Annotated in this window: 20 protein-coding genes and 1 pseudogene; 11 read left to right on the top strand and 10 right to left on the bottom strand. The window is 71.0% G+C overall.

Annotated elements, in window-relative coordinates:
- Window positions 1-6: 6 nt before the first annotated feature.
- Window positions 7-2,553: a helicase C-terminal domain-containing protein gene (locus tag OG485_RS20340; RefSeq protein WP_328669751.1), complete on the bottom strand. Its 2,547-nt coding sequence runs from the start codon at window positions 2,551-2,553 to the stop codon at window positions 7-9.
- A 194-nt stretch (window positions 2,554-2,747) separates the two neighbouring features.
- Here OG485_RS20340 and OG485_RS20335 point away from each other — a divergent pair, with 194 nt between their 5' ends.
- Window positions 2,748-3,764, top strand: coding sequence for a hypothetical protein (locus tag OG485_RS20335; RefSeq protein ID WP_328669750.1), 1,017 nt, complete (start codon window positions 2,748-2,750; stop codon window positions 3,762-3,764).
- A 250-nt stretch (window positions 3,765-4,014) separates the two neighbouring features.
- Window positions 4,015-4,635, top strand: coding sequence for an HAD family hydrolase (locus OG485_RS20330; RefSeq protein WP_328669749.1), 621 nt, complete (start codon window positions 4,015-4,017; stop codon window positions 4,633-4,635).
- A gap of 124 nt (window positions 4,636-4,759) precedes the next feature.
- Here the strand turns inward: OG485_RS20330 and OG485_RS20325 are convergent, their stop codons facing one another.
- On the bottom strand, window positions 4,760-5,011 hold the full coding sequence (locus tag OG485_RS20325; RefSeq protein ID WP_328669748.1) for a hypothetical protein: 252 nt from the start codon (window positions 5,009-5,011) through the stop codon (window positions 4,760-4,762).
- Window positions 5,012-5,184: 173 nt separating this feature from the next.
- Here OG485_RS20325 and OG485_RS20320 point away from each other — a divergent pair, with 173 nt between their 5' ends.
- A complete protein-coding gene (locus OG485_RS20320) occupies window positions 5,185-6,804 on the top strand; it encodes a recombinase family protein (protein ID WP_328669747.1) in 1,620 nt (539 codons plus the stop codon).
- Between the two features lie 65 nt (window positions 6,805-6,869).
- On the opposite strand, the gene OG485_RS20315 is transcribed toward OG485_RS20320, so the two are convergent.
- The gene (locus OG485_RS20315) at window positions 6,870-7,238 is read right to left on the bottom strand and encodes a hypothetical protein (protein ID WP_328669746.1); all 369 of its coding nucleotides are present in this window, start codon (window positions 7,236-7,238) and stop codon (window positions 6,870-6,872) included.
- Between the two features lie 266 nt (window positions 7,239-7,504).
- On the opposite strand from OG485_RS20315, the pseudogene OG485_RS20310 reads away from it, so the two are divergent.
- A pseudogene (locus OG485_RS20310) lies at window positions 7,505-7,711 on the top strand (IS5/IS1182 family transposase); the annotation flags it as partial.
- A gap of 127 nt (window positions 7,712-7,838) precedes the next feature.
- A complete protein-coding gene (locus tag OG485_RS20305; protein ID WP_328669745.1) occupies window positions 7,839-8,222 on the top strand; it encodes a cold-shock protein in 384 nt (127 codons plus the stop codon).
- Window positions 8,223-8,291: 69 nt separating this feature from the next.
- Here OG485_RS20305 and OG485_RS20300 read toward each other — a convergent pair whose 3' ends face one another.
- From OG485_RS20300 to OG485_RS20285, 4 genes are all read right to left on the bottom strand, one after another.
- On the bottom strand, window positions 8,292-9,194 hold the full coding sequence (locus OG485_RS20300; protein ID WP_328669744.1) for a 1,4-dihydroxy-6-naphthoate synthase: 903 nt from the start codon (window positions 9,192-9,194) through the stop codon (window positions 8,292-8,294).
- A complete protein-coding gene (locus OG485_RS20295) occupies window positions 9,178-9,876 on the bottom strand; it encodes a futalosine hydrolase (protein ID WP_328669743.1) in 699 nt (232 codons plus the stop codon). The genes OG485_RS20300 and OG485_RS20295 overlap by 17 nt, the downstream gene beginning before the upstream one ends.
- Window positions 9,877-9,902: 26 nt before the next feature.
- Window positions 9,903-10,409, bottom strand: a complete 507-nt coding sequence (locus OG485_RS20290) for a DUF2771 domain-containing protein (protein ID WP_328451221.1) — start codon at window positions 10,407-10,409, stop codon at window positions 9,903-9,905.
- A gap of 75 nt (window positions 10,410-10,484) precedes the next feature.
- Entirely contained in the window at window positions 10,485-11,909 is a 1,425-nt protein-coding gene (locus OG485_RS20285; protein ID WP_328669742.1) for an MFS transporter, read from the bottom strand.
- Window positions 11,910-12,307: 398 nt separating this feature from the next.
- On the opposite strand from OG485_RS20285, the gene OG485_RS20280 reads away from it, so the two are divergent.
- The 4 genes from OG485_RS20280 (at window position 12,308) to OG485_RS20265 (ending at window position 19,421) form a co-directional block, all read left to right on the top strand.
- On the top strand, window positions 12,308-13,234 hold the full coding sequence (locus OG485_RS20280) for a DUF3027 domain-containing protein (protein ID WP_326787087.1): 927 nt from the start codon (window positions 12,308-12,310) through the stop codon (window positions 13,232-13,234).
- 597 nt (window positions 13,235-13,831) lie between these two features.
- Window positions 13,832-16,993 (top strand): sacsin N-terminal ATP-binding-like domain-containing protein, encoded by a 3,162-nt coding sequence (locus tag OG485_RS20275; RefSeq protein ID WP_328669741.1) that lies wholly within the window; start codon window positions 13,832-13,834, stop codon window positions 16,991-16,993.
- Window positions 16,994-17,306: 313 nt separating this feature from the next.
- Window positions 17,307-18,104 carry a hypothetical protein gene (locus OG485_RS20270; protein WP_328669740.1) on the top strand — a complete coding sequence of 266 codons (798 nt, stop codon included), beginning with the start codon at window positions 17,307-17,309 and terminating at the stop codon, window positions 18,102-18,104.
- Window positions 18,105-18,485: 381 nt separating this feature from the next.
- A complete protein-coding gene (locus OG485_RS20265) occupies window positions 18,486-19,421 on the top strand; it encodes a hypothetical protein (RefSeq protein WP_328669739.1) in 936 nt (311 codons plus the stop codon).
- A gap of 14 nt (window positions 19,422-19,435) precedes the next feature.
- Here the strand turns inward: OG485_RS20265 and OG485_RS20260 are convergent, their stop codons facing one another.
- Together OG485_RS20260 and OG485_RS20255 are read right to left on the bottom strand one after the other, a co-directional pair.
- Complete coding sequence (locus tag OG485_RS20260) at window positions 19,436-21,835, bottom strand: cation-translocating P-type ATPase (protein WP_328669738.1); 2,400 nt, start codon at window positions 21,833-21,835, stop codon at window positions 19,436-19,438.
- 120 nt (window positions 21,836-21,955) lie between these two features.
- Entirely contained in the window at window positions 21,956-22,231 is a 276-nt protein-coding gene (locus tag OG485_RS20255; RefSeq protein WP_328669737.1) for a DUF2530 domain-containing protein, read from the bottom strand.
- A gap of 237 nt (window positions 22,232-22,468) precedes the next feature.
- Here OG485_RS20255 and OG485_RS20250 point away from each other — a divergent pair, with 237 nt between their 5' ends.
- Entirely contained in the window at window positions 22,469-23,920 is a 1,452-nt protein-coding gene (locus OG485_RS20250) for an NCS2 family permease (protein ID WP_328669736.1), read from the top strand.
- A gap of 22 nt (window positions 23,921-23,942) precedes the next feature.
- Here OG485_RS20250 and OG485_RS20245 read toward each other — a convergent pair whose 3' ends face one another.
- On the bottom strand, window positions 23,943-24,125 hold the full coding sequence (locus OG485_RS20245) for a ribbon-helix-helix protein, CopG family (RefSeq protein ID WP_103551026.1): 183 nt from the start codon (window positions 24,123-24,125) through the stop codon (window positions 23,943-23,945).
- A 144-nt stretch (window positions 24,126-24,269) separates the two neighbouring features.
- On the opposite strand from OG485_RS20245, the gene OG485_RS20240 reads away from it, so the two are divergent.
- A complete protein-coding gene (locus OG485_RS20240) occupies window positions 24,270-24,707 on the top strand; it encodes a MarR family winged helix-turn-helix transcriptional regulator (RefSeq protein ID WP_328669735.1) in 438 nt (145 codons plus the stop codon).
- Window positions 24,708-24,854: the final 147 nt, after the last annotated feature.

Below are 24,854 nucleotides of genomic sequence, written 5' to 3'. Positions count from 1 at the left end.
GGGCGATCACGGCTGGTCGTCGGCCAGCTCCGCGACCCCCGTGACCCGGTGCAGCGGATAGGTGCGGACCTCGTCCGCCGTGTGGTCGTACGCCGTGACGAAGCCGCCCTCGACCCGGATGGGGGCGATGACGCGCTGGCTGGCCGACCCCTCGGCGTTGACGTAGCCGATCCACACCGCCTCGCCCGTCATCACGGCGGCCTGCATGGTCGCGAGGGTCTCGGCGGAGCTGGTGCGGGGCAGCGCGCCGTTGCCGGGACGGCCGGCGGCCGGGTCGTCCTTGCGCGGGGCCGTGGAGGCGAGGTCACCGGCCCGGATCGCGCGGACCGCCGCACCGAGGAGCGTGGCGTCGGGGACCGGCGGACCGTCCGGGACGGGCTCGGGCGCCGTGCGCGGCGGGGTGCGGTGGGCGTGCGCCCGGCTGATCAGCACGTCACCCTCCGCCGACTCGGCGGCCGGCGCGAAGCCCATCGTCCTGAGGCCGGTCAGGAGGCTCGCCGGGTCGGTCTGCGCGACCAGCACCGTCGGCGCGATCCGCCGCAGCGCGAACTCCTGCGAACGCTTGTCGGCGAGGATCTCGTTGAGCACCGCCTCGTCGTCGCAGCGGACGTACGCGGAGGCCGCCCCGATCCGCAGATGGCCGTGCCGGCGCGCCATGTCGTCGATCAGATAGGCCAGCGGCTGCGGGACCGGCGTACGGGAATGGGCGGCGAGGAAGGCGTGCAGGTCGGACGCCGAACGGCCCGCGTCCAGCGCCCGGCGCACCGAGGCGGGGGTGAAGCGGTAGACGGTCGCCCCGCCCTTGGACTCGACGTCCGCGAGGACTCCGAGTGTGTCGGCCAGCGGACGCTCCAGCGGGCCGGGCGCGACCGCCGTCAGATCCGCCTGGAGCAGGACGTGGTCGAGCGGCTCGGGCAGCAGCGGCGCGAGGAGCGCGGCGGCACGGTCCGCCGCCGCGGCCCGCTCGGCGGGGGAGTGCGGTACGGGGGCGGTCACCGGCGGGCGCCGCCTGTGCGGCGCAGGAAGTCTGTCGCCCGGACCGGACGGCTCCGCCGCGCGCGCGCCCGCCGGGGCCGGCAGGCCCAGCAGCGTCCGCCCCTGCGCGGACAGCGCGCCCCGGCCGGTCACCCCGAGCAGCTCCGACTCGGACAGCGTCCAGCGGGCCAGCCGGGCCCGCAGCTCGTCCGGAGCGGGCCGGACAGTGCGCGAGGGCCGTTCCCAGTACAGCCGGGCGAGGAGCGAGTCCGTGTCGGGTGAGGCGCCCTCGGGAAGCTCCGCGAGCAGGGCGAGGACGCGGCGGCGGACCTCGGGTGCCGCGGAGCGGTCGAGGCCCGGGCCGAGCGCCGAGAGCGTACGGTCCTTCGCGTCCCGTCCGCCCACCAGACCGGCCGTGCGGGTCGCCGCGAGCCACGCCGAGGCGAGCCGCGCCCAGCGCTCCGCAGCGGGCAGCTCCAGCCACGTGTCGTACGCCGGTGTCGCCGCGTAGCGCTCCTCCGCCTCGCCGTCCGAGGCCACCAGGCCCGCCGCGTAGGCGAGTTCCACCCAGAAGGCGGCGACCGGTTCGGGGACGTCGAGCGCCACCGCCGTCCGCTTCAGGTCCCGCACGCTCAGGCCGCCCGCGCGCAGCACGGCGGGACCGCCCTCGTGCCAGTCCTTCAGCAGCTCCTCGACGGTCGCCAGCGTCGTGTACGCCTGACCGGCCGCGGCGGCGTCCACAGCCTGCGGACGGTGGCTGGTCGCGGCCTCGACCGCGGGCGCCACCGGTTCCGTCACATGGTGCGCGCGGCCCGCCCGCAGATGCAGGGCGACCTCCCGCGGCAGCACGACCGTGCCCGGTGCCGTCGGCAGCAGCAGCCCCCGCCCGATCAGCCAGCGAAGATGCGCCGCGGGTTCGGCCGTCACCTGCCCGTACGGCGGCCCCCACACCAGCCGGGACAGCACCCCCACCGCCTCGGCGGGGGCTTCGTCGAGCAGCGCGGACATCCGGCTCCGGTCGGCGAACAGGCCGCTCAGCGACGCCACCGCCGACACGGAGTCATGGGTGGACGCCAGCCCCGCCGCGGCCACGATCTCCTGGATACGCCCCGGCGACATGCCGGCCGTGGCCTCGCCGACCGTCGGCCCGAGCCCCGTCGGGGACGGGTGCTGCGGGGACGGGGCGAGCAGTTCACGCGCCGTGCGCACCAGCCGGAGGCGGTCGTCGGCCCCCCACAGGAGAGCCTGCTCGCGCAAGGTCCCGAGCGCCTGCGGGAAGGCCGCCGTGACCGCCGGGTCGCCGTCGTCGCCCGCCAGCAGCCCGAGCAGTTCGTCGTACGTCGCCGGTTCCCGCGCCACCGCGAGCGCCTCCGCCGTCTGCAGCGTGAACCGGTCCAGACGCTCCAGGGCACGGACGACCGACGCCCGGGTGCCCGCCCGTGTGGCGAGCTGGGTGAGATCCGTGGGGACGGGGGTGATCAGGTCCGGCCGGGACCGCAGAAGGGCGGACAGCGAGGCGTCGTCCCGCGCGCGGAGTGCTTCCGCCAGGGACCGCGGGGCGGTCGTCTCGGGGCTCATCCTGCCAACGGTAGCGGGTGGCACGCCCGCCGGGCCCGGCCCCCGCCCGGTGGACTGTCAGGAGGCCACGCGATCTCCCGGGCCGGCGGACGTCGCACGGCAGACCGAGCCCCGGACCGGACGCTCCCGCGCGCCGGAAACCGGTACCTTCGTCCCCACGGGGTATCCAACGCACCCGCCCCGGAGGGGACTTCGTGGGGATCGAGAGCGACCAGCTGGTCTTCGACTACCTGAGCCGGGTCGGCGACCTGGCCCAGCAACGGCAGTTGCCGTCGGCCACCCGCATGCGGCTGGTCACGGAACTGCGCGAGGAGATCGGCCGCCGCCGGGCCGGAGCCATCGCCGACACCCCCGCCGCGGTCCGCCGCATCCTCGACCGCCTCGGCACCCCCGACGCGATCGTCGCGGCGGCCGGAGGGGGCACCGGAGGCACCGAGGCCGGCACCCGGACCTGGGCCGCCGTGCCGTCCCAGCGCGCCGCCGCCGAACCGGAGGAGCGCCCCAAGGGACTGCGCCGCGTCGTCCCCCGCCCCCGCCCGGCCCAGCAGCCCGCCGAGAGCGCCGGGGCCGACGCGCCCTCCCCGCCCCATCTGGCGAGCGCGTCCGAACTGGGCGACAGCGCGATGCGGCCCGACTGGTGGCGTGCCACCGGCAGCCCCTTCGGGCTCGGCGACAGCGTGCCCGGGTTCGTCGGCGGAGTGGAGATCCCCGAGCTGCTCAAGCCGCCCCCGGGGAACGGGGACAAGGACGGCGGTCCCGGGGAAGAGGCGAATCCGGCGAAGGAGACGGCTGCCGCACCGGCTCCCGAGGACGAGCCGCCCGCCGGGGCCGGCGCCCTGCGCCGCCTGCCCCGCCGTCTCCTCCCGCGCCTCGGCGGCTACACCAACCCGCTGCTCCTGCTCGCCGCCGCCCTCCTCGTCGCCGGCGCGGTCCTCGGCAACTGGTTCGCGCTCGGCCTCGGCTGGCTGATCGCCTACGGCTCGCGCCGGCTGACCCGGGCGGAGTCGAAATGGGCCGTCCTCGTCCTGCCGGGCCTGTCCGCCGCGGCCGGCATCGTCTGGCTCTGGGGCCGTTCGGACGGCCGCTGGGGCACGCCCGTCGCCGAGGGTCACATGAACGAGGCGATGACCCAGACCTGGCCCTTCGTCGTCCGCGGCGCGGCGATCGCCTCGGCCCTGTACCTGGTCTGGCGCTCCCAGCGAAACCGCTGACGCCCGGCACGGCCCCGGAAGGCGCCAGGGAGAGACGTGCTTCCGGGCGCCCTAGAGAGAGGGCGAAGGGGCACGGGCGTCTGGGGGAGACGGCGACGGGAGTCCGGCGCCCGGAAGAGGCGGCGACGCGGGCCCGGCGTCCGGAAGTCCCGACCGGAGCCCCGTGAGGCCGTCCCGGACCGCGCCCGGACCCGCACCCCGAGGCGCCCCGCGAAAAGGCCTGGACCGGTTCCCCGGCGACCTGGGCACAATGGCCCATATGACCTCACCAGCGCTGACTGTCGGCTTCGACCTCGACATGACCCTGATCGACTCCCGCCCCGGGATCCACGCCTGCTTCGAGGCGTTGTCGGCACGGACCGGGACGTACATCGACTCCGATCTCGTGGTCACACGGCTGGGGCCCCCGCTGGAGCAGGAAATCGCCCACTGGTTCCCGGCCGAGGACATACCGGCGATGGCCGACCTCTACCGCGCGATGTACCCCGAGCACGCGATCACCGGCTCGCTCGCGATGCCCGGTGCGCGCGAGGCTGTCACAGCGGTGCGGGCGGCCGGCGGGCGTGCCGTCGTCGTGACCGCGAAGTGGGAGCCCAACGCCAGACTGCACCTGGACCACCTCGGCATCGACGCGGACGACGTCGTCGGCAGCCTGTGGGCCGAACAGAAGGCGGTCGCGCTGCGCGAGCACGGCGCGAGCGTGTACGTGGGCGACCACATCGGCGACGTACGCGGAGCGCGCACCGCGCGGGCGTACAGCGTGGCCGTGGCGACCGGGCCGTGCGACGCCGAGGAACTGCGCGCGGCGGGCGCGGATGTCGTCCTCGGCGACCTCACGGAGTTCCCGGCGTGGCTGGAGAACCACCGCTGAGGGCACGCCGAACCCGGCCCCGGCCCACTGGAACAGCCGCCGCCAGGGCGACCACCCTCAGGACCGACGGCCTCAGGACCGACGGCCTCAGGACCGACCGTCCGACCGTCGGGACCGGCCGCCGTCAGGAACGGGCGGCGCGGGCCCGGCGGCGGCCCTGCGCGGCGGACTGGAGCACACCCGCGCCGGCCAGCAGGAATCCGGCACCCATGAGCATGCTCAAGCCGAACATGTAGAACGGAAAAGGTTTCGTACCGAGCAACAGCGGGGCCACGGTGACCAGAGTGGCCAATGCTCCGACGAAGAACACGATGGCACCGGCACGGATCAGCCTGTCACCGGCTTCGGGGGAATTCGCTTGGGTTTTGTCACGCACTCCACCAGGGTAGTTCCCTGCGCGAAGGAACAATCCAGCGACGTCTTGTCACGAGCCGACGGACCATTAGCCTTGGTACCGGCGGGTCGGTGCCGACGAGTACGAGGGAAGGCGTGCCCACCGGCAAAGTGGATCCGGTTATCTAGGCACACAGACTTCGCTAGCCTCCCCTTATGACGACTGCCTCTGGCCGGACACCAGGCCTGCGCTACCTCTCGTGCCTCAGGCTGTCTGCCGACTCGGACGGCTCCACATCGATCGAGTGGCAGCGTGGAGTGATCCGCCACCACGTGGCCTCCCCGCTCCTGTCCGGCGTCCTGGTGAGCGAGGCAGAGGACACGGATGTCTCAGGCTCCCTTTCCCCGTTCAAGCGCCCCAAGCTGGGCAAGTGGCTCACGTCCAGGGCTGATGAGTTCGACGTCCTGATCGCAGCCAAGATGGACAGGCTCACCCGACGCTCGATGCACTTCAATGATCTGTTGGAGTGGGCGCAGGAGAACGGGAAGTTCATCGTGTGCGTAGAGGAGGGGTTCGACCTCTCCACTCCTCAGGGAAAGATGATGGCGCGCATGACAGCTGTCTTCGCCGAGGCTGAGTGGGACACGATCCAGGCCCGCATCCTGAACGGCGTACAGACCCGTCTTGAGAACCGTTCATGGCTGGTAGGAGCGCCCCCGACCGGCTACAAAATCAAGGCAGTTGAAGGCGGGAAGCGCAAGATCCTGGAGATTGACCAGGACTTCCACCCCTACGTAGAAGAGATCTTCCGGCGCGTCACTGAGGGGCAGTCCACACACCGGATCGCACGTGACTTCAACGCCAGAGGCGTACTCACGTGGTCGGATCACCTCAGGAAGCTCAAGGGGGAGAAGACCAAGGGGACTCAGTGGCAGGCCACCATCCTCAACAAGTTCATCCGCTCCTCATGGGTCCCAGGTCTCTACACCTACAAGGGAGAGGCTGTCCTGGACGACCAGGGGGAGCCGGTCATCCTCCCCGAAAAGCCACTGGCCGCGATGGACGAGTGGACAGACCTGGTGGACCGGATCAAACAGGCTCCCAAGCCCGAGGGAGCAGAGAACCGCGTCAGCACCAGGAGCCTGCTGGCCGGCATCGCGCGGTGCGGCGCGTGCGGAGCAGCCGTTACCTCTCTCCTGAACTCCGGACACACCAAGAAAGACGGCACAAGGGTTCCGGGGCGCCGGTATTACCGCTGCTCCAACAAGTTCAAGGGCGGCACGTGCTCAGAGGGCTTCTCCATCCGTACCGACTTGCTGGACGCGTGGGTTGACCAGCAGATCCAGGGGAGCGTAGGCCAGTGGGACATGTACGAGAGGGCAGGGGTCGGACCCTCTCAGGCAAGGGAACTTCAGTCGACAAGGACGCGCCTGGAGAAGCTGGAATCTGACTTCCTGTCAGGAGAGTACGACGGAGAGGGACAGGAAGAGTCCTACCGCCGTATGCACAAGTCTCTCTCCGGGAGAGTCGCTCTCCTGGCAAGGCAGGAAGAGGGGAGGGCTCACCCGGCCCTGAAAGCCACGGGAAAGAAGTACGGGGAAGTCTGGGAGTCCAAAGACCAGGAAGACAGGCGAGAGTTCCTGAGGGTCTATCAGATCAAGGTCTGGGGATGGAACAAGGGAACGGACGGGAGCACGGCAGGACTGGTCATGGATCTTGGGGATATCCAGGCCATGGCTCAAGAACTTTCCCTCTCGCTTCCTGGGAAAGGCGAGATGGCAAGGCAATTGATCAGCCACAACGTACCGGAGGGGCATCGCTTCAAGTTCTTCTGAGCGCCCCCGCGAGGGTCTGAGTTCCGTCACCGACGTTGTCCCGCACGGGAGGTGCACGCCGCCGCTCAAAGCTCCGGGAAGGGTGCCGCCTCGTCCATCGTCCGCAACAGACTGCGTGCTGCTTCGGCCTCTTCCGGCCGCACGGACGAGGCGAGACCTTCGATGATCGGTCGGCCTGCGCGCACAGCCGCTCGGGCTGCCACCTCCCAGGCGGGTTGTTCCTGGAAGCTCGTGTTTTTCCAGCCGCTCGCCGCCGCGGCGGAGTGCCATTGCTCTGCCTGGCAGATGCTCTCCAGCAGATCCATCAGCTCCGCCTTGCACGGCACGTCCGGGGCCCCGACCAGTTCCAGAAGAAAGGGGACTGTCGGGGCCGTCGCCTCCCCGACGACGAACCCCGACGAACAGATGATGTCGCCGAGTTCATCGATCGCCATGTGGGCGGTGTCGTCGCCTCCGTAGGCGATCCGCGAGAGCAGGGGCGGTATGTCCCTGGCGGGGGACTGTCGCGCGTCGTGCAGTTTCTTCCAGTGCACGCCAGTGACGCCCTTCAGTAGACTTCCCACGCGCTGCCACCTTTCATCGGCCCGCCCTCGCATCGGACCATCAGTGTCCTGGCGTGGCGATCTGTGCCAATCCCAGTTTGCTTTCTGTATCTGTAATCCTGGGCGACGGAACTCCTGCCGGGTGGATGACCGTTGCCGTGTCGGGTGTGATCACGGCGTCGGAGCCGTCTTGGACAGCCCCGTTCACCGGGCTGAGCCCGCGCTGGTCCACCAGGCCGGTGACAGCGTTGCGGCGTGAGGGCGCCGAGGAGACGCGCCGGGGACACCCTTCGGGTCTGCCTCTTTCGGATCGCGTGCTGCTGGTGGCGGCTTGCCTTCACCCTTCCTGCACCACTTTGAGCCTCTGTCACAACGGCAGGGGCTCACTCTCGTTTTAAGCCGTGTTGTGGTGGAGAGACCCCCGGTAGGCTGTCATGACGGCAGATCAACCGGCGTGCGAAGCAGCCGGGACCGATAGAGGGAGCGTGTGCTTTGCCGACTGGCAAGGTCAAGTGGTTCAACACCGAGAAAGGCTTCGGCTTTCTCTCCCGCGACGACGGCGGCGACGTCTTCGTCCATTCCTCGGTCCTGCCCGCCGGAGTAGACGCCCTCAAGCCCGGCCAGCGTGTCGAGTTCGGCGTCGTCGCCGGTCAGCGCGGCGATCAGGCCCTCTCGGTGACCCTTTTGGACCCGACTCCCTCGGTCGCGGCCGCCCAGCGCCGCAAACCGGATGAACTGGCGTCCATCGTGCAGGACCTGACGACCCTCCTCGAGAACATCACGCCCACCCTGGAACAGGGCCGCTACCCCGACAAGGCCTCCGGCAAGAAGATCGCGGGCCTGCTGCGCGCGGTCGCCGACCAGCTCGACGTATGACCGGCCGTCAGCGGCCGGAGCGACCGGGTTCCTGAGGGACCCGGCCGGTTCCGGAGCGGGAACCGGGCATCAGGGAAACGCCAGCGCGTCCGGTCCGAGGGGCGGCACCAGCCCCTCGGCCGCCGCACGCGTGAGCAGCCCGCGGACCGCCGCGTATCCGGGCTCGCCCAGATCGGCCGTGAACTCGTTGACGTACAGGCCGATGTGCTGGTCCGCGACGCCCGGGTCCATTTCCTGGGCGTGCTCCAGGACGTAGGGGCGGGAGGCCTCGGGGTCGTCCCAGGCGGCGCGGACCGAGGCGCGGGCCGCCTCGGCGAGCTCCCGGAGCCGCTCGGCCCCCAGCGACCGCCTGGCGATGATCGCGCCCAGCGGGATCGGCAGCCCCGTGGTGTGCTCCCAGTACTCGCCCATGTCGGCGAGCTTGTGCAGCCCGTAGTTCTGGTACGTGAAACGCGCCTCGTGGATGACGAGTCCCGCGTCGACCTTCCCGTCCCGCACGGCCGGCATGATCTCGTGGAACGGCATGACCACGATCTCGCCGACCCCGCCGGGAACCGTGTCCGCCGCCCACAGCCGGAACAGCAGATACGCCGTCGACCTCTCACTGGGCACCGCGACCGTGCGTCCCGTGAGTCCCCCGAACTCCCGGCTTCGCTCGAGCAGGGAGGCGCCCCCGGCGCCCGTCTCCCTGGTCAGCACCAGCGGCCCGCAGCCCCGCCCCAGCGCGCCGCCGCACGGCAGCAGCGCGTAGTCGTCGAGGACGTACGGCAGCACGGCGTACGACACCTTCAGCACGTCGAACTCGCCGCGCTCGGCCATGCCGTTGGTGATGTCGATGTCCGCGAAGGTCACGTCGAGGGAGGGCGCGCCGGGGACGCGGCCGTGTGCCCAGGCGTCGAAGACGAAGGTGTCGTTCGGGCAGGGCGAGTAGGCGATCCGCAGGGCTTCGGCGGATTCAGTCGGTGTGCTCATGAGGGTTCCAACTCTCCAGCAGGGGCCCCAGCTTCCCGAAGGCGCCCGTGAGGGCCGCGAGGGCATCGCCGATGCGCCACGCGGAGCGGTCCCGCGGGCCGACGGGATTGGACACCGCGCGGATCTCCAGCACCGGCACACCGTGCGCGGCGGCGGCCTCGGCGACCCCGAAGCCCTCCATCGCCTCGGCGAGGGCACGCGGGTGCCGGGCGCGCAGTTCGGCGGCGCGTGCGGCGCTTCCGGTCACGGTCGACACCGTGAGGACCGTTCCGACGCGGGCGGCGGTGACGGCCGCGGCTTCTCGTACGAGTGATTTCGGAGGCCGGTGGCTGACGGTCCCGAAGCCGAGCTCGGTGACCGGGAGGAAGCCCTCCGGCGCCTCGGCGCCCAGGTCCGCCGCGACGATGTCGTCGGCGACCACGAGCGATCCCACGGGCGCGCCGGGCTGGAAGCCGCCGGCGATCCCCGCGCAGACGACGAGGCGGTAGGGAGTGCCGCCGAGGGCGGCGGCGGTCAGTGCGGCGGAGACGGAGGCGGCGGCGAGCGCGGGGCCGACACCGGCGGCGAGCAGATCGTGCCCGCCGGTCCGGTGGAGCGTCGCCCCCGGGAGCCGTATCTCCCGCGCCGTGCCGGACGACGCCGCGGCCACCGCTTCCCGCTCCGCGGGGACGGCGGTGGCCACGAGCACACTCGGCCCGGCGGCGGCGATCAGTTGTCCGTGTCCTTCTTGAACTTGAAGGACCACAGGCCGGTGGCCGTCGCCTTGCCCTCCTTGATGGAGACGAGCGTCGAGCTGCCGGTGGCGCCGTACTGCTGGTTGAAGAAGACGCTGCCCGGAATCGTCAGGTACGTCTTCTTGGTGGTCTCGGGCAGCAGCTGCTGCCCGTTCATCAGGAGCGTCCAGCCTTTGTCCGCGATATCCGGGTCCACGCCGAACCGCACGGTCTCGTCGGGGTCGACGGTGATGGACTTGATGTCCTTGGACCGCAGGCAGCCCGACAGGTCCGTGGCCTTCAGGGCGTCGCCGTCGTTGTAGCAGTCGGCCTCGGAGCTCACCGACTTGTCGCCGACCGTGACGGTGGCCATCGGGGTCGGTTTGTCACAGGCGGACAGGACGAGGAGTCCGGCGGAAACGGCGCCGACCGTGGCGACGGCGCGGCGACGGCGCGCAGCGCGTTGTCCATTAGCGGCTCTGCCGCGGGGCAGGGAGGTCATGACCGAAGGCTATCGGGCAGGCCCACCGGTGCCCCCACGTGGGGTGCGGCGTGCCGTGTGTGGCCCCCGCGCGGCTCAGGAGACGTGACCGCGCGCCGATCCGCCGCGCCGGGCCACCTTGAGCAGTCCCCGCACGGTCGTCAGCCACCCCACGGCCACGATCCCCGCCGCCACCGAGAGGCCGAGCGGGCCGTTGAGCGGCATCGCGATACCGACGGCTCCGCCGAGCACCCAGGCCATCTGGAGCAGCGTCTCGGAGCGTGCGAAGGCCGAATTCCGGACAAGTTCGGGGACGTCCCGCTGGATCAGGGCGTCCAGGGACAGCTTGGCGAGGGCCTGGGCGAAGCCGGCGATCGCCGCTAGGCACGCCACCATCAGGGTGCCGAAGAAGAGCGCCGCCGTGATCGCGGTGCCCAGTACGACCGCCACCACCGTCACGATGATGATCTCCGGGGAGCGCTGCTTCAGCCAGGCGCCGACGGCCGTGCCGATCGCGTTGCCCACTCCCGCCGAGACGACCACCAGGCCGAGCGAGACCGCGGCGCTCTTGCCGGTGAGCGGGTGCTCGCGCAGCAGGAAGGCGAGGAAGAAGATCAGGAAGCCGGACAGACAGCGCAGCGAGGCGTTGGCGCCCAGAGCGTGGGTGACGGCCGTCCCCACGGTCCGCAGTCCGGGGCGCGGGGGTTTCTTCAGGCGCGGGCCGTGCAGATGCTCGGGGTCGGCGGCGAGCAGCGCCGTGTCCTCGCCCTTGGCGGAGTCGACCTTGGGCGGCAGCGAGAACGACAGGAACGTGCCCCCGATGAAGATCACGAAGGCGCCGTAGAGCGGATAGCGCGCCCCCAGCGAATGGAGCAGCGCGGCGATCGGCCCGGCCACACCGGTGGCCAGGAGCCCGCCCAGAGTGACACGGGAGTTCGCCTTGACCAGGGAGAACGTGGGCGGCAGCAGCCGGGGTACGACGGCGCTGCGCACCACGCCGTACGCCTTGGAGGCGACGAGCACGCCGAGCGCGGCGGGATACAGCTCGAAGGTGCCGGTGACGACCGCGCCCGACAGCATCAGGGCGAGCATCGCCCGGGCGAGCATCGAGCCCGCCATCGCGGCCCGCCGGCCGTGCGGCAGACGGTCGAGCAGCGGACCGATCACGGGGGCCAGGACGGCGAAGGGCGCCATGGTGATGCCCAGGTAGAGGGCGACTCTTCCGCGGGCCTCGTCGGTCGGCACGGAGAAGAACACGGTGGACGCCAGGGCCACCGTGATCATGACATCGCCCGCGCCGTTCACCGCGTGCAGTTCGATCAGTTTCCCGAGGCCCGACTCGCCCGCTCCGTGCGCGTGCGTCGCCTTGCGGATGCCGCGGGCGGTCCGTGTCACCGGGAAGTGCAGGGCACGCCCCACCGCACGGACGGATCCGGTCACCCGGCCCGATCCGCCACTCCGGTTGTTCCCCTTGGCGCCACCGACACCGGTTGCTCCCTGGGGTGACCTTGCGGATGCCACTCCGTCATAGTGCCCCGACTTCGGGGTGCGTAGTGCGGTTACCGCGCGTATGGGTGCCGAGTGGGGCCCATCGGACTGGGCGAGACGGGTGGGCGGATGGGAAACTTTTGGCGTGGAGCGGCTGGGAACGGGCTGCGGAGCGGCGAAGATCCCGGCGCGGAGCGCCGAAGACGGCCGCCGGTGTGGGCCCAGGCGCCAGGAGAAGGTAGCGTGCGTAAAGCGCCTGCGGCGATTGTTCTCGGCCGCGCGCCTCTCGGCCATCCCGCAGAATGGATGGCGTAGGTGCGCCCGAGTGCGATCGGGCGCGGACGTCGACGCGGCCCACCGGTCCGCTCCGTCCGCACCCCCGCCGGAGGAATGGCGCACCCGTGAGACGGCGTAGGAGAGAAGCGATACCTGTGAGCGCAGCGACAACGCGAAGCCGCACCCCTGACCGCCTGTGCGCAGAGGCCGTCGATCTCGCCCGCGCGGCCGCCGAGGAAGCCGCGTACCCCGGCGTCGTCGGCGAGCACCTCGGGCTGGTCTCCGAGGGGGACCGCGTTGTCACGCACTACTTCGAGTGCAAGGAACCCGGGTACCGCGGCTGGCGCTGGGCGTCGACCGTGGCCCGCGCCTCCCGGGCGAAGATCGTCACTCTTGACGAGACGGTTCTGCTGCCCGGCACGGACGCTCTGCTGGCCCCCGAGTGGGTGCCGTGGAGCGAGCGGCTCCGCCCCGGCGACATGGGCCCGGGGGACCTGCTCCCCACGGACGCCGAGGATCTGCGGCTGGAGCCGGGCTACTCCGGCGAGGACGAGCCCGCGCCGAACTCCGCGGTCTCCGAGGACATGGCCGAGCTGGTGGAGGCGGAGGACGCGGAGGTGACCGCGGGAACGCCCGCGAACCTGCCGATGGCTCCGCGCCGGGGCTCGATCGCCGCCGTGGCCGAGGAGCTGGGGCTGCGCCGGGCCCGGGTGCTCTCCCGGTACGGGCTGCATGTCGCGGCCGACCGCTGGGAGGACTCGTACGGTGCCAAGACGGCGATGGCGCAGGCCGCGCCCGCGACGTGCGTGAGCTGTGGCTTCCTGAACCGTATCGGGGGCTCGCTCGGACAGGCGTTCGGTGTCTGTGCGAATGAGTTCTCGCCGGCGGACGGGCGTGTGGTGTCTCTCGCGTACGGGTGCGGTGGGCACTCCGAGGCAGCGGTCATGCCGACGCCTCCGCGGCCGCCGCTTCCGGTGATCGACGAGACCCAGGTCGACCCCTTCCCGCTCCGCCCGTCCCCCGACTCGGGCTCGGTACCGGCCACGACGGACGAATCCACGGCGGAACTGGGCCACTCGTAGGTCTTCACCGGCCCCGGGGCCGGGAACCGGCGGTCTCGCCGTCCCCGGCACCCCGGCACGGTGTGCCCCAACCGGGTGCGGCCCGAGCCTTCTCTCGCCCCCTCCGCCCCTGCCCTTCCCACCCCTGGGGCTCCGCCCCAGACCCCGCTCCTCAATCGCCGGAGGGGCTGGATCTTGCCCCCGCGGTCAAAAGTGGCTCGGACGGACTGGATCTAGCCCTCTCGGTCAAAAGCGGCTCGGACGGACTGGATCTCGCACCCGCAGTGAATGGCCGGAACCACGACGCACCCGCAGCCGGAATTCGGCGGGAGGGGCCGTGCCGGTACATCACATGCCCGTCGCTTACGTTCGGATCGAGCAGCGGCTCCCCAGGGAACTCACGTCTGATCCAACGGCGACGGGCGGATGTACCGGCACGGCCCCGACCCACCCACCGAACCCGCACCGCACCGCGAACGGGCCGCACGGCACCGCGAACGCCGGCGCAGCGAACCCGCACGTGGACCCCGCCAGGAGAGGGGGAGCGCGCGCGGTACCTTCAAGCCGCGACCCGGTGCAGCATTCGCGGTCGCGCCAGGCGAGAGGGAGAGTGAACCCGTGAGTAAGTTCGTGCGGCCTGCTGCCGAGGGTGCGGACCCGTTCGGCACGGCCCGCCTGCGCCGCGGAGTACTGGACGCCTGGGCGGCCAGCCCGGCCAGGTTCCGCGAGGACGCCAACGCCGAGGAGGACCTGGTCCTCGGCGGGTACCGCGACCGGCTCGTCGTGGAACTCGCCCAGAACGCCGCGGACGCCTCGGCCCGGGCGGGCACCCCGGGCCGCCTGCGTCTCACGCTCCGCGACGGCGTCCTGGTGGCGGCCAACACCGGCGCCCCCCTCGACGCGGCCGGCGTCGAGTCCCTCGCCACCCTCAGGGCCTCCGCGAAGCGGGACGCGCACGACACGGCCGTGGGCCGCTTCGGCGTCGGCTTCGCCGCGGTCCTCGCCGTCACCGACGAGCCCGCCGTCGTGGGCCGGCACGGCGGCGTCCGCTGGGCGCTCGCCGAGGCCCACGACCTCGCCGCGGGTATCGCCGCGGACAGCCCCGGCCTCGGCGACGAGATCCGCCGACGGGACGGCCATGTGCCGCTGCTGAGGCTGCCGTTCGCGGCCGAGGGCACCGCCCCGGACCCGTACGACACCGCCGTGATCATGCCGCTGCGCGACACCGCCGCGGAGGATCTCGCCGAGCGCCTCCTGCGGACCATCGACGACGCCCTCCTGCTGGCGCTGCCCGGCCTGGAGGAAGTGGTGGTGGAGATCGGCGACGCGGAGATCCGCACCCTGCGCCGGACCGCCGCCGAGCACGGCGCCCTCATCGACGACTCCCGCGACGGCACCACCCGCTACCGCACCGTCGCGGCGCACGGCCCCCTCGACCCCGCCCTGCTCGTCGGCCGCCCGGTCGAGGAGCGGCTGCGCCCGCACTGGTCCGTGACCTGGGCCGTCCCGGTCGACCCGGAGGGATCCCCGGCCCGCCCGAGGACCAGCCCCGTCGTGCACGCGCCGACACCGAGCGACGAAGCCCTCGGCGTCCCGGCGCTCCTCATCGCCTCCCTCCCCCTCGACACCACCCGGCGCCACGCGGCCCCCGGCCCGCTGACCGACTTCCTGGTGGAGCGCGCGGCCGACGCGTACGCCGAACTCCTCGCCGACTGGCGGCCGGTGGACACCGGGATCATCGACCTGGTGCCCGGCCCGCTCGGCAGGGGCGAGCTCGACGGAGCGCTGCGCCAGGCGATCCTGGACCGGCTGCCGCGCACCGCGTTCCTGCCGCCCGCCAGCCCGCCGGCCCGGCTGCCGGACACCGACGCCCCCGAGGACTGGCCCGGGAGCAGCCCCGCGGAGAACCCCGCCGCCCTGCGGCCGCGCGACGCCGAGGTGGTGGAGGGCGCGGGCGCCGAGACCGTCCGGGTGCTCGCGGAGGTGCTGACCGGCCTGCTGCCAGCCGGGCTCGAACGGCGGGTGGAGCTGCGCACGCTGGGCGTCGCCCGGGTGCCGCTCACCGAGGCCGTGGACCGGCTGGCCGGCCTGGAGAAGGACCCGGAGTGGTGGTACCGCCTGTACGACAGCCTCGCCGGGGTCGACCCGGACCGGCTGTCGGGACTGCCGGTGCCGCTGGCCGACGGCCGTACGACGATCGGGCCCCGCCAGATCCTGCTGCCCACCGCCGAGGGGTCCCTGGTGGCCCCCGGCACGCTCGCCCGGCTCGGCCTCAAGGTCGCGCACCCGGACGCGGCCCACCCCCTGCTGGAGAAGCTGGGCGCTCTCCCGGCCTCGGCCCGCGCGGTGCTCACCACCCCGCAGGTGCGGGCCGCGGTGGCCGCCTCGCTCGACGACGAGGGCGGGGCGTGGGACGAGGACACCCTGGACGCGGAGGAGCTCGCGGACACCGTCCTCGCGCTGGTCCGTGACGCCGCGCTCGAACCCGGCGACGAGCCCTGGCTCGGCGCTCTCGCCCTGCCCGACGAGGAGGGTGAGCTCGTGCCCGCCGGTGAACTCGTCCTGCCCGGCAGCCCGTTCGCCCGGATCATGCGCGAGGACGAACTCGCCTTCGTCGACTCCGAGCTCGCCGGCCGCTGGGGCGAGCAGCCCCTCGCGGCCTGCGGCGTGCTGGCCGGCTTCGCCCTGGTGCGGGCCACCGACGTCGTGCTCGATCCGGACGAACTGGAGCCGCGCGAAGGGGACTTCGCCGAACCCGACGACGCGGGTCTGCTGGACGCGGTGGACGTGTGGTGCGAGGACGTCCTGGACCGGCTGCCCGACTCGCCGGTGCCGCCCGTCGCCACCGAGATCGTGGCCGTACGGGATCTGGACCTGGTGGACGACGACCGGTGGCCGGAGGCCCTCGCGCTGCTCGCCCAGCCGCCGCTGCGGGACGCGATCATCCAGCAGGTACGCGTCCTGCTTCCGGACGGCACGCACGAGATCGTCCGCCCGTACACGGCGTGGTGGCTGCGCGGGCATCCGGTGCTCGACGGTCGCCGGCCGGCCGGTCTGCTGGCGGCCGGCGGCGATCCGCTGCTGCGCGGCCTGTACGACGAGGCCGACGCGACCGGCTTCGACGACGAGCAGGTCCTGCGGGCGCTCGGTGTCCGTACGTCCGTGGCCGCCCTGCTCGACGAGCCGGGCGGCGCGGCCGAACTGCTCGACCGGCTCGCCGATCCCGGACGCCGGGTCTCCGGATCCCAACTGCACGCCCTGTACAGCGCGTTGGCCGATCTCGACCCCGAGCGGGTGACACTGCCGGACGAGCTGCGGGCGGTCGTGGACGGCGAGGTGAAGGTCGTGGACGCGGCCGACGCGGTGGTCGTGGACTCCCCGGACCTGCTGGCCTTCACCGCCGGGGTGCCGCTGCTGCCGGTGCCGCCGTCGCGGGCCGCGGAGCTCGCCGAGCTGTTCCAGGTGCGGAGGCTCAGCGAGTCCGTCACCGGCGAGGTGACCTCCGAGGGCACCGAGCACGACGTACAGGAGTCCGTACGGGTCCTGCTGGGCCCCGCGACCCCCGCTTCGTACGTCGAGCACGAGGAACTCGTGGTCGACGGGACCGAACTCGACTGGCGCCGGAGCCGGGACGGGGTGCTGCACGCCGCCACCCTGGAGGGTGTCGCCGCCGGGCTCGCCTGGTCGGCGGGCCAGTGGCCGCGCCGCTTCGAGGTGGCCGCCCTGCTCGAGGACCCGTCCCGCACGGAGGAACTGGCCCGGGACCGCTGGTTCGACTGACCACCCTCGGCCGACTGTTCACGGCGGGCCGGCCTGTCGGTCGGCCGGCCGGTCGGGTTCCGCCGTATTCGGACGGCGCGTTTCGCCCGGTCCCGGGAATTCCGGGGCCGGGCTTTTCTCTCGGTTTCGCCATCCCCGCGTAACGCGAACCTAAAAACTGCGACTTCTTCACCCCGCCCGTACAACCAGTCCCACCCCTCACTAATCTCACCTCTTGAGTCAACAGACTCATCGATCACTTGGGTCCCGTGCCGACGACGAGCCGTGAGGAACGACCACCGCCGGGACCCCCTTTCTCCACTTGGGGAACCCCATGCGCATACGAGCCACCGTGGCCGCCGTCTCCGGCGCCCTGGCCCTTTCCGCTCTCGCCGTGCCGGCCGCGCAGGCCGCAGGCAACCCGGTGTCCGGCGTCACCTTCTCCAGCGTCGTGATCAACAGTGGCAAGAACATCGTGGTCGGCGCCTCCGCGCAGGTCACGATCAGCGCGACCTACACGGTGACGCACCCCTCCAGCGTCAGCCTGAGTTCCTTCGCGAACGGCCCGATGCTCTACCGCGGCACCTCGGTCACCTCGCCGACCGACGTCATCTTCGGCGACGACCCCGGCACCTGCACCGCCTCCTCCTCGACCGTGGCCAAGTGCACGGCCAAGATCGAGTTCCGTCCGGCCGGCTCCGCCGAGGTGGACCTGACCGACGCCCAGGCCGGTGCCTGGAAGGTCGGCGCGCTCGCCATCGACGGCAGCGACAATGCCAAGTGGCAGGGCGACCTGGGCACCAAGAACGTCCAGCGTCTGTCGAAGCTGACGGTCAACGCCGCGCCCGAGCCGGTCAAGAAGGGCAAGACCGTCACGGTCACCGGCGCCCTGACCCGCGCGAACTGGGACAACGCCAAGTACCAGGGCTACACGGGCCAGTCGGTGAAGCTGCAGTTCCGCAAGGCGGGCAGCACCACCTACACCACGATCAAGACGATCAAGACGGACAGCTCCGGCAACCTGAAGACGACCACCACGGCCACCGCCGACGGTTACTTCCGCTACAGCTTCGCGGGCACCACGACCACCCCGGCCGTCAGTGCCGCGGGTGACTACGTCGACGTGCAGTAACACCTGAACACGCGGTACCGCCCGAACACGCGGTACCACCTGATGTCATCGGAAATCCCCGGCCTTCAGGCCGGGGATTTCTGTTTGTCCCGATCTCCGTCCCGATATCACCGCCGACGATTTCTTCGACGAGCCACGTCGACGTGCGGTAGCACCTGGCTCGGCCTGGTGTCCGACGTGACCCGAGTCCCGGCCGCAGGGCCGGGGACTCGGGTCAGTTCGGAAGGCGTGCACAAAAAGTTCACCCCGCGTACAACCTTTTGCGCGCCTCGGCGATCATGTCTTCCGAGTCAACAGACTCCATCATCATTTGGGCCCCCGGCGACCACGAGCCGTCAGGACCGACCGCTGTCGGGGCCCCTTTCTCCACGTGGGGATCGCATGCGCATACGTGCCACCGTGGCCGCCGTCTCCGGCGCCCTGGCTCTTTCCGCCCTCGCCGTACCCGCCGCCCAGGCGACGGGCAGCCACTCGTACAGCCACGACGACGTCCAGAAGGCCGCGCAGGCCGCGCGCGAGGCCACCGACGGCAAGTCGGCCTACACCGGCTCGACGGGCGAGGACGGCGAGCCGTACCCGCTGGACGTCACCTTCTCCGCCGTGAAGGTCAACAACGGCAAGCCGATCGTGGTGGGCATCAGCAACAAGGTCACGGTCCCCGTCACCTTCACCGTGACGCACGCCGCGGACGTCGACATCCACGCCGCCGACACCTACCTGGACGTCGAGCTCTACCGCGGCGCCTACGAAAACCAGGACAACTGGCTGGTCGGCCCGGACTGGCCGGTCTGCACCGACGTCTCCGCGACGAAGGCGAACTGCAAGAGCACCATCGAGGCCGACCCGACCTGGGACCTGCTGGGCAACGAGGACGCCACCACGTGGAAGGCCGACGGTTACCTCCTCGACTTCAACGACCAGGATCCGCTGGGCGAGGAGATCGACTGGAGCCAGGTCGGTTTCGCCGGGGCCGGCGACCTCGCCACCACCAAGCTCCAGCGCTACTCCAAGCTGACGGTCAACGCCGCTCCGGAGCCGGTGAAGAAGGGCAAGACCGTCACGGTCACCGGCAAGCTGTCCCGCGCCAACTGGGACGACCTCGCCTACCACGGCTACACCCTCCAGTCGGTGAAGCTCCAGTTCCGCAAGAAGACCAGCAGCACCTACACCACGCTCAAGACGATCAAGTCGGACAGCACCGGCAACCTGAAGACGACCACGACGGCCACCGTCGACGGTTACTTCCGCTACAGCTTCGCGGGCACCTCGACCACCCCGGCCGTCAACGCCACGGGTGACTACGTCGACGTGCAGTAGTCCATGACGTAGCCCTACGCGGGCACGCGGCGGTCGACCCATCTCCACAGGAACTCCAGGACGGCCGCCGCTGTCACCGAGATCAGCACCGCGACCCACGGCATCGTCGTGCCGACCAGCTTCAGCGCGAAGAAGTGCTGGAGCCTCGGCACCACGAGCACCAGCAGGAACGCCCCGCCCATCGAGGCGACGAGGCAGATCCGCCACCAGGTGTAGGGCCGGGCGATGATCGCGAGCACCCACATCGAGACCAGGAACAGCGTCAGCGTCGCGGCGCTCGTCTCCGCCTCCAGCGAGCCCTCTCCCGTGTAGTAGTGGCGCGCGATCAGGTACATCGCGAAGGTCGCCGCTCCCGCGACGACGCCGCCCGGGACCGAGTACCGCATCACCCGCCGCACGAAGTGGGGCTGGGCGCGCTCCTTGTTCGGGGCGAGGGCGAGGAAGAACGCCGGGACGCCGATCGTGAGGGTCGACAGCAGGGTCAGGTGGCGCGGCAGGAACGGGTACTCGACCTGCCAGCACACCACGAGGACGGCCAGCAGCACCGAGTAGACCGTCTTCACCAGGAACAGCGTCGCGACCCGGGTGATGTTCCCGATGACCCGGCGGCCCTCGCCGACCACCGAGGGCAGCGTCGAGAAGCTGTTGTTCAGCAGCACGATCTGGGCCACCGCACGGGTCGCCTCGGACCCCGAGCCCATGCTCACCCCGATGTCGGCGTCCTTCAGGGCCAGGACGTCGTTCACGCCGTCGCCGGTCATCGCCACCGTGTGCCCGCGGGCCTGCAGGGCGCCGACCATGTCCCGCTTCTGCTGCGGGGTGACCCGCCCGAAGACCGTGCCCTTCTCCAGGGACTTCGCCATCTCCTCACGCTCGTCCGGCAGCCGGCGCGCGTCCACGACCTCGCCGGTGAGCCCCAGCTTTCCGGCGACCGCGCCCACCGACACCGCGTTGTCGCCGGAGATGACCTTGGCCTTGACGTCCTGATCGGCGAAATAGCGCAGGGTGTCGGCCGCGTCCGGGCGCAGCCGCTGCTCCAGCACGACCAGGGCGGCGGGCCGGGCGGCCTCCGCGACACCGGCGTCGTCGAGGTCCTTGGTGGTCCTCGCGAGCAGCAGCACCCGCAGCCCCGCCTCGTTGAGCCGCTCGGTCTCGCCGAGTGCCGGGTCCCCGGGGGCCAGCAGGACGTCGGGGGCGCCGAGCAGCCAGGTGCTCGACTCGCCGTTGCCCTCGCTGAAGCCGGCGCCGCTGTATTTGCGGGCGGAGGAAAAGGGCAGGGACTGGGTGCAGCGCCACTCCTCGCTGTCCGGGTAGGCGGCGATGATCGCCTGGAGGGAGGCGTTCGGCCGCGGATCGGACTCGCCGAGGGCGCCGAGGACCTTGCGCAGGTACGACTCGTCGGCGCCGTGGAGCGGCCGCAGCTCGGTGACGTCCATGCCGCCCTCGGTGAGGGTGCCGGTCTTGTCGAGACAGACGGTGTCGATGCGGGCGAGGCCCTCGATGGCGGGAAGTTCCTGTACGAGGCACTGTTTTCGGCCAAGGCGGATGACGCCGATCGCGAAGGCGACGGAGGTGAGCAGGACCAGGCCCTCCGGGACCATCGGCACGATCCCGCCGACGGTCCGCGCGACGGAGTCCTTGAAGCCGTGCTGTTTGACGACGAGCTGGCTGACGATCAGGCCGATGGCGGTCGGGATCATCATCCACGTCACGTACTTGAGGATCGTGGAGATACCGCTGCGCAGCTCCGAGTGGACCAGCGTGAACCGCGAGGCCTCCTCCGCGAGCTGGGCCGCGTACGCCTCCCGGCCCACCTTCGTCGCCGTGAAGGCGCCGCTGCCCGCGACCACGAAGCTGCCCGACATCACCGGGTCGCCGGCGTGCTTGACCACGGGATCGGCCTCGCCGGTGAGCAGCGACTCGTCGATCTCCAGCCCGTCGGCCTCCGCGCAGGTGCCGTCGACGGCGACCTTGTCGCCCGGCCCGATCTCGAGGAGGTCCCCGAGCACGATCTGCGAGGAGCTCACCTCGGCGGCGACCCCGTCCCTGCGGACGGTCGGTTTCACCTCGCCGATCACCGCGAGCGAGTCCAGGGTCTTCTTGGCCCGCCACTCCTGGACGATGCCGATCCCGGTGTTGGCGATGATCACGTAGCCGAACAGGCTGTCCTGGAACGGTGCCACGAACAGCATGACCAGCCAGAGGACACCGATGATCGCGTTGAACCGGGTGAACACGTTCGCCTGGACGATCTCGCCGATGGAGCGGCTGCTGCGCGCCGGGACGTCGTTCACCTCGCCGCGTGCGACCCGCTCGGCCACCTCGGCGGCCGAGAGCCCCTCGGCACGCCGGGAGACGGGTATGGGCACCGGGTGAACCGGATCGAGTCCGGCGTCCGCGTCGGTGTGGGTCATGCCCTCGACGGTACGTGCGGATTTGCGGCTTCACCCGCCGAGTGGGCCAAACCTCCGACTTGGGGAGGAGGGGAGACGGCGGGCAATGCTGCCCTGGGTGGAGAAGCCCCCTACAGGCCCCTACTCCGTCACGGGGGTGGCGGGGGAGCCGGCCGCCTGGGCGCGCTTGATCGCGGCGTCACGCTTGCGGACGTACCAGATGCCGATCAGCCCGAGGCCCGCGCCGGCCAGGCAGGTCCACAGCCACCACAGGTGTCCGTGGTCGTCGAACCAGCCGTAGAACGGCAGCTGCACCAGGAAGAGGACGAACCAGAGGATCGTGCCGCCCGTGATGGTGGCGACGACGGGGCCCTCCAGGGGCTCCGGCGCCTCGTGCTTGGGGGTCCACTTCGCCATGTGCACAGCTTACGAGGGTCGGCGACCGGTTGTGTCCGCACCCGGCCTCCCTTGCACGGCAAGGGTCTACGCGCGGAGATAGCGATTTCCAACTCATATGTTCATACTGAAACGGTCCGAGTCTGGCCAGTTGTATTCGTATGAATCACCAAAAGGGATCTGGGGGAAACCTTCTGGTGGTCGATCGCTGACCAGGCTCGATCATGTTCCCCGTCCCCCGCACGTTTGAGGACTCGCATGTCCACCTCGGCCGCCACCAAGGCCCCCGCCCCGCAGGAGCCGGAGTCCCGGCCCGCGCAGAGCGCCCTCGACCGCTTCTTCAAGATCTCCGAGCGAGGCTCCAGCCTTCCCCGGGAGATCCGAGGCGGTTTCGCCACCTTCTTCGCGATGGCGTACATCATCGTGCTGAACCCGATCATCCTGGGCAGCGCGAAGGACATGTACGGGCACCACCTCGACAACGGGCAGCTCGTGACGGCGACCGCGCTGACCGCGGCCTTCACCACGCTCCTCATGGGCGTCATCGGCAATGTGCCGATCGCGCTGGCGGCGGGCCTCGGCGTGAACACGGTCGTCGCCCTCCAGCTCGCGCCCCGGATGTCCTGGCCGGACGCCATGGGCATGGTGGTCCTCGCGGGCTTCATCGTGATGCTCCTGGTCGCCACCGGTCTGCGTGAGCGCGTCATGAACGCGGTGCCGCTCGGCCTGCGCAAGGGCATCGCGATCGGCATCGGCCTGTTCATCATGCTGATCGGCCTGGTCGACTCCGGCTTCGTCACGCGCATCCCGGACATCGCCCAGACGACCGTCCCGCTGCAGCTCGGCACCGACGGTCACCTGCACGGCTGGCCCGTGCTGGTCTTCGTCCTCGGCACCCTGTTCACCCTCGCGCTGATCGTGCGCAAGGTGCCCGGCGCCATCCTCATCTCGATCGTCACCATGACGGTCGCCGCGGTGATCATCAACGCCGTCACCACCGTCCCGTCCTGGGGTCTGACCACCCCGAAGTGGCCGGGCAACCCGGTCGCCAGCCCGGACTTCGGTCTGATCGGCCAGTTCAGCCTCTTCGGCGGCTTCTCCAAGGTCGGCGTGCTGACCGGCATCCTCTTCGTCTTCACCGTGCTGCTGTCGTGCTTCTTCGACGCGATGGGCACGATCATGGGCATCAGCGACGAGGCCAAGCTGACGGACGCGCAGGGCAACATGCCCGGCATCAACAAGGTCCTCTTCGTCGACGGCGTCGCCGTCGCCGCGGGCGGCGCCTCCTCCTCCTCGGCCACCACCTGCTTCGTGGAGTCCACGGCCGGCGTCGGCGAGGGTGCCCGTACGGGCTTCGCGAACGTGGTCACCGGCGCGCTGTTCGCCGTCGCCCTGTTCCTGACCCCCGTCGCCACGATGGTCCCGTCCCAGGCGGCCACCCCCGCGCTCATCGCGGTCGGCTTCCTGATCATGTCCCACTCGGTCAAGGAGATCGACTGGGCGGACTACACGATCGCCATCCCGGCCTTCGTGACGATGATGATGATGCCGTTCACCTACTCGATCACCAACGGCATCGGGATGGGCTTCATCACCTTCGTCGTGCTGCGCCTGGCGGCGGGCCGCGGCCGTGACATCCCGGTCGCCATGTACGTGGTGTCGGCCGTGTTCACCTTCTACTACCTCATGCCGGCCCTCGGCCTGACCTGAGCGGCCTCGGCCGTGCGGGGGGTCACGTGACCCCGTAGAACTTCTCCGTCTCCTCGACAGCGGTCTGGAACCGCTCGTCGAAGTCGTCGCGAATGAGCGTCCGGACCACATAGTCCTGGACGCTCATTCCGCGTTTCGCGGCATGTTGGCGGAGCCGGTCGAGCAGCTCCCCGTCGATACGCAGGCTGAGCACGCTGGTCCCCATGAAGTCGAGGGTCGCCTCTTCCCGACCGGAATCGGGTCACTTTCCGGTGCGATCTCACTCATATGAGTGATCCCCGTGTCGGATGGCGCGTTTCACGGGGGCCCCATTGTTCTTTAGCGAGAGTAATGAGTTACGCTAAAGAACATGCCTGACCTCACCCATGGCGACGACGAGGCCGCCGTGAACGCCTTGCGCTCCGCAGTGATGCGGTTGTCGCGTCGACTCAAGCACCAGCGGGTCGACGAGTCGCTGAGCCCCACCGAAATGTCGGTGCTCGGCACCCTCGCCCGCTGCGGCAGCGCCACACCCGGCGAGCTCGCCCGCAAGGAACACGTGCAGCCGCCGTCGATGACCCGCATCGTCGCGCTGCTCGAAGCCAAGGGGCTCGTCAGGCTGGAGCCGCACGCCGAGGACCGGCGCCAGAAGGTGGTGACGCAGACCGACAAGGCGGAGGCGATGCTCGAGGAGAGCCGCCGCAAGCGGAACGCGTTCCTTGCCGGACTGGTCGAGGCCCTCGACGAGGACGAGTGGGCCAAGCTCCGCGAGGCCGCTCCCGTCCTGGAGAAGCTCGCGCACATCTGACCGACGGTGGCCCTCTTTCGCTCCCCGATCCCGGTCCGGATCACCGGTTGGAACGCTGATCACTGGCCTCGGTCCGGATCGCTGATCTCGGTCTGGATCACCGGTCTCGGTCCGGATCACCGGTCACGACGCTGATCAGCGGTCTCG

The sequence above is a fragment of the Streptomyces sp. NBC_00328 genome, from assembly GCF_036139655.1.
Lineage (GTDB): Bacteria > Actinomycetota > Actinomycetes > Streptomycetales > Streptomycetaceae > Streptomyces.
The sequence above is the reverse complement of the archived record's forward strand: the minus strand, read 5'-3'. Positions and strand labels throughout refer to the sequence as shown.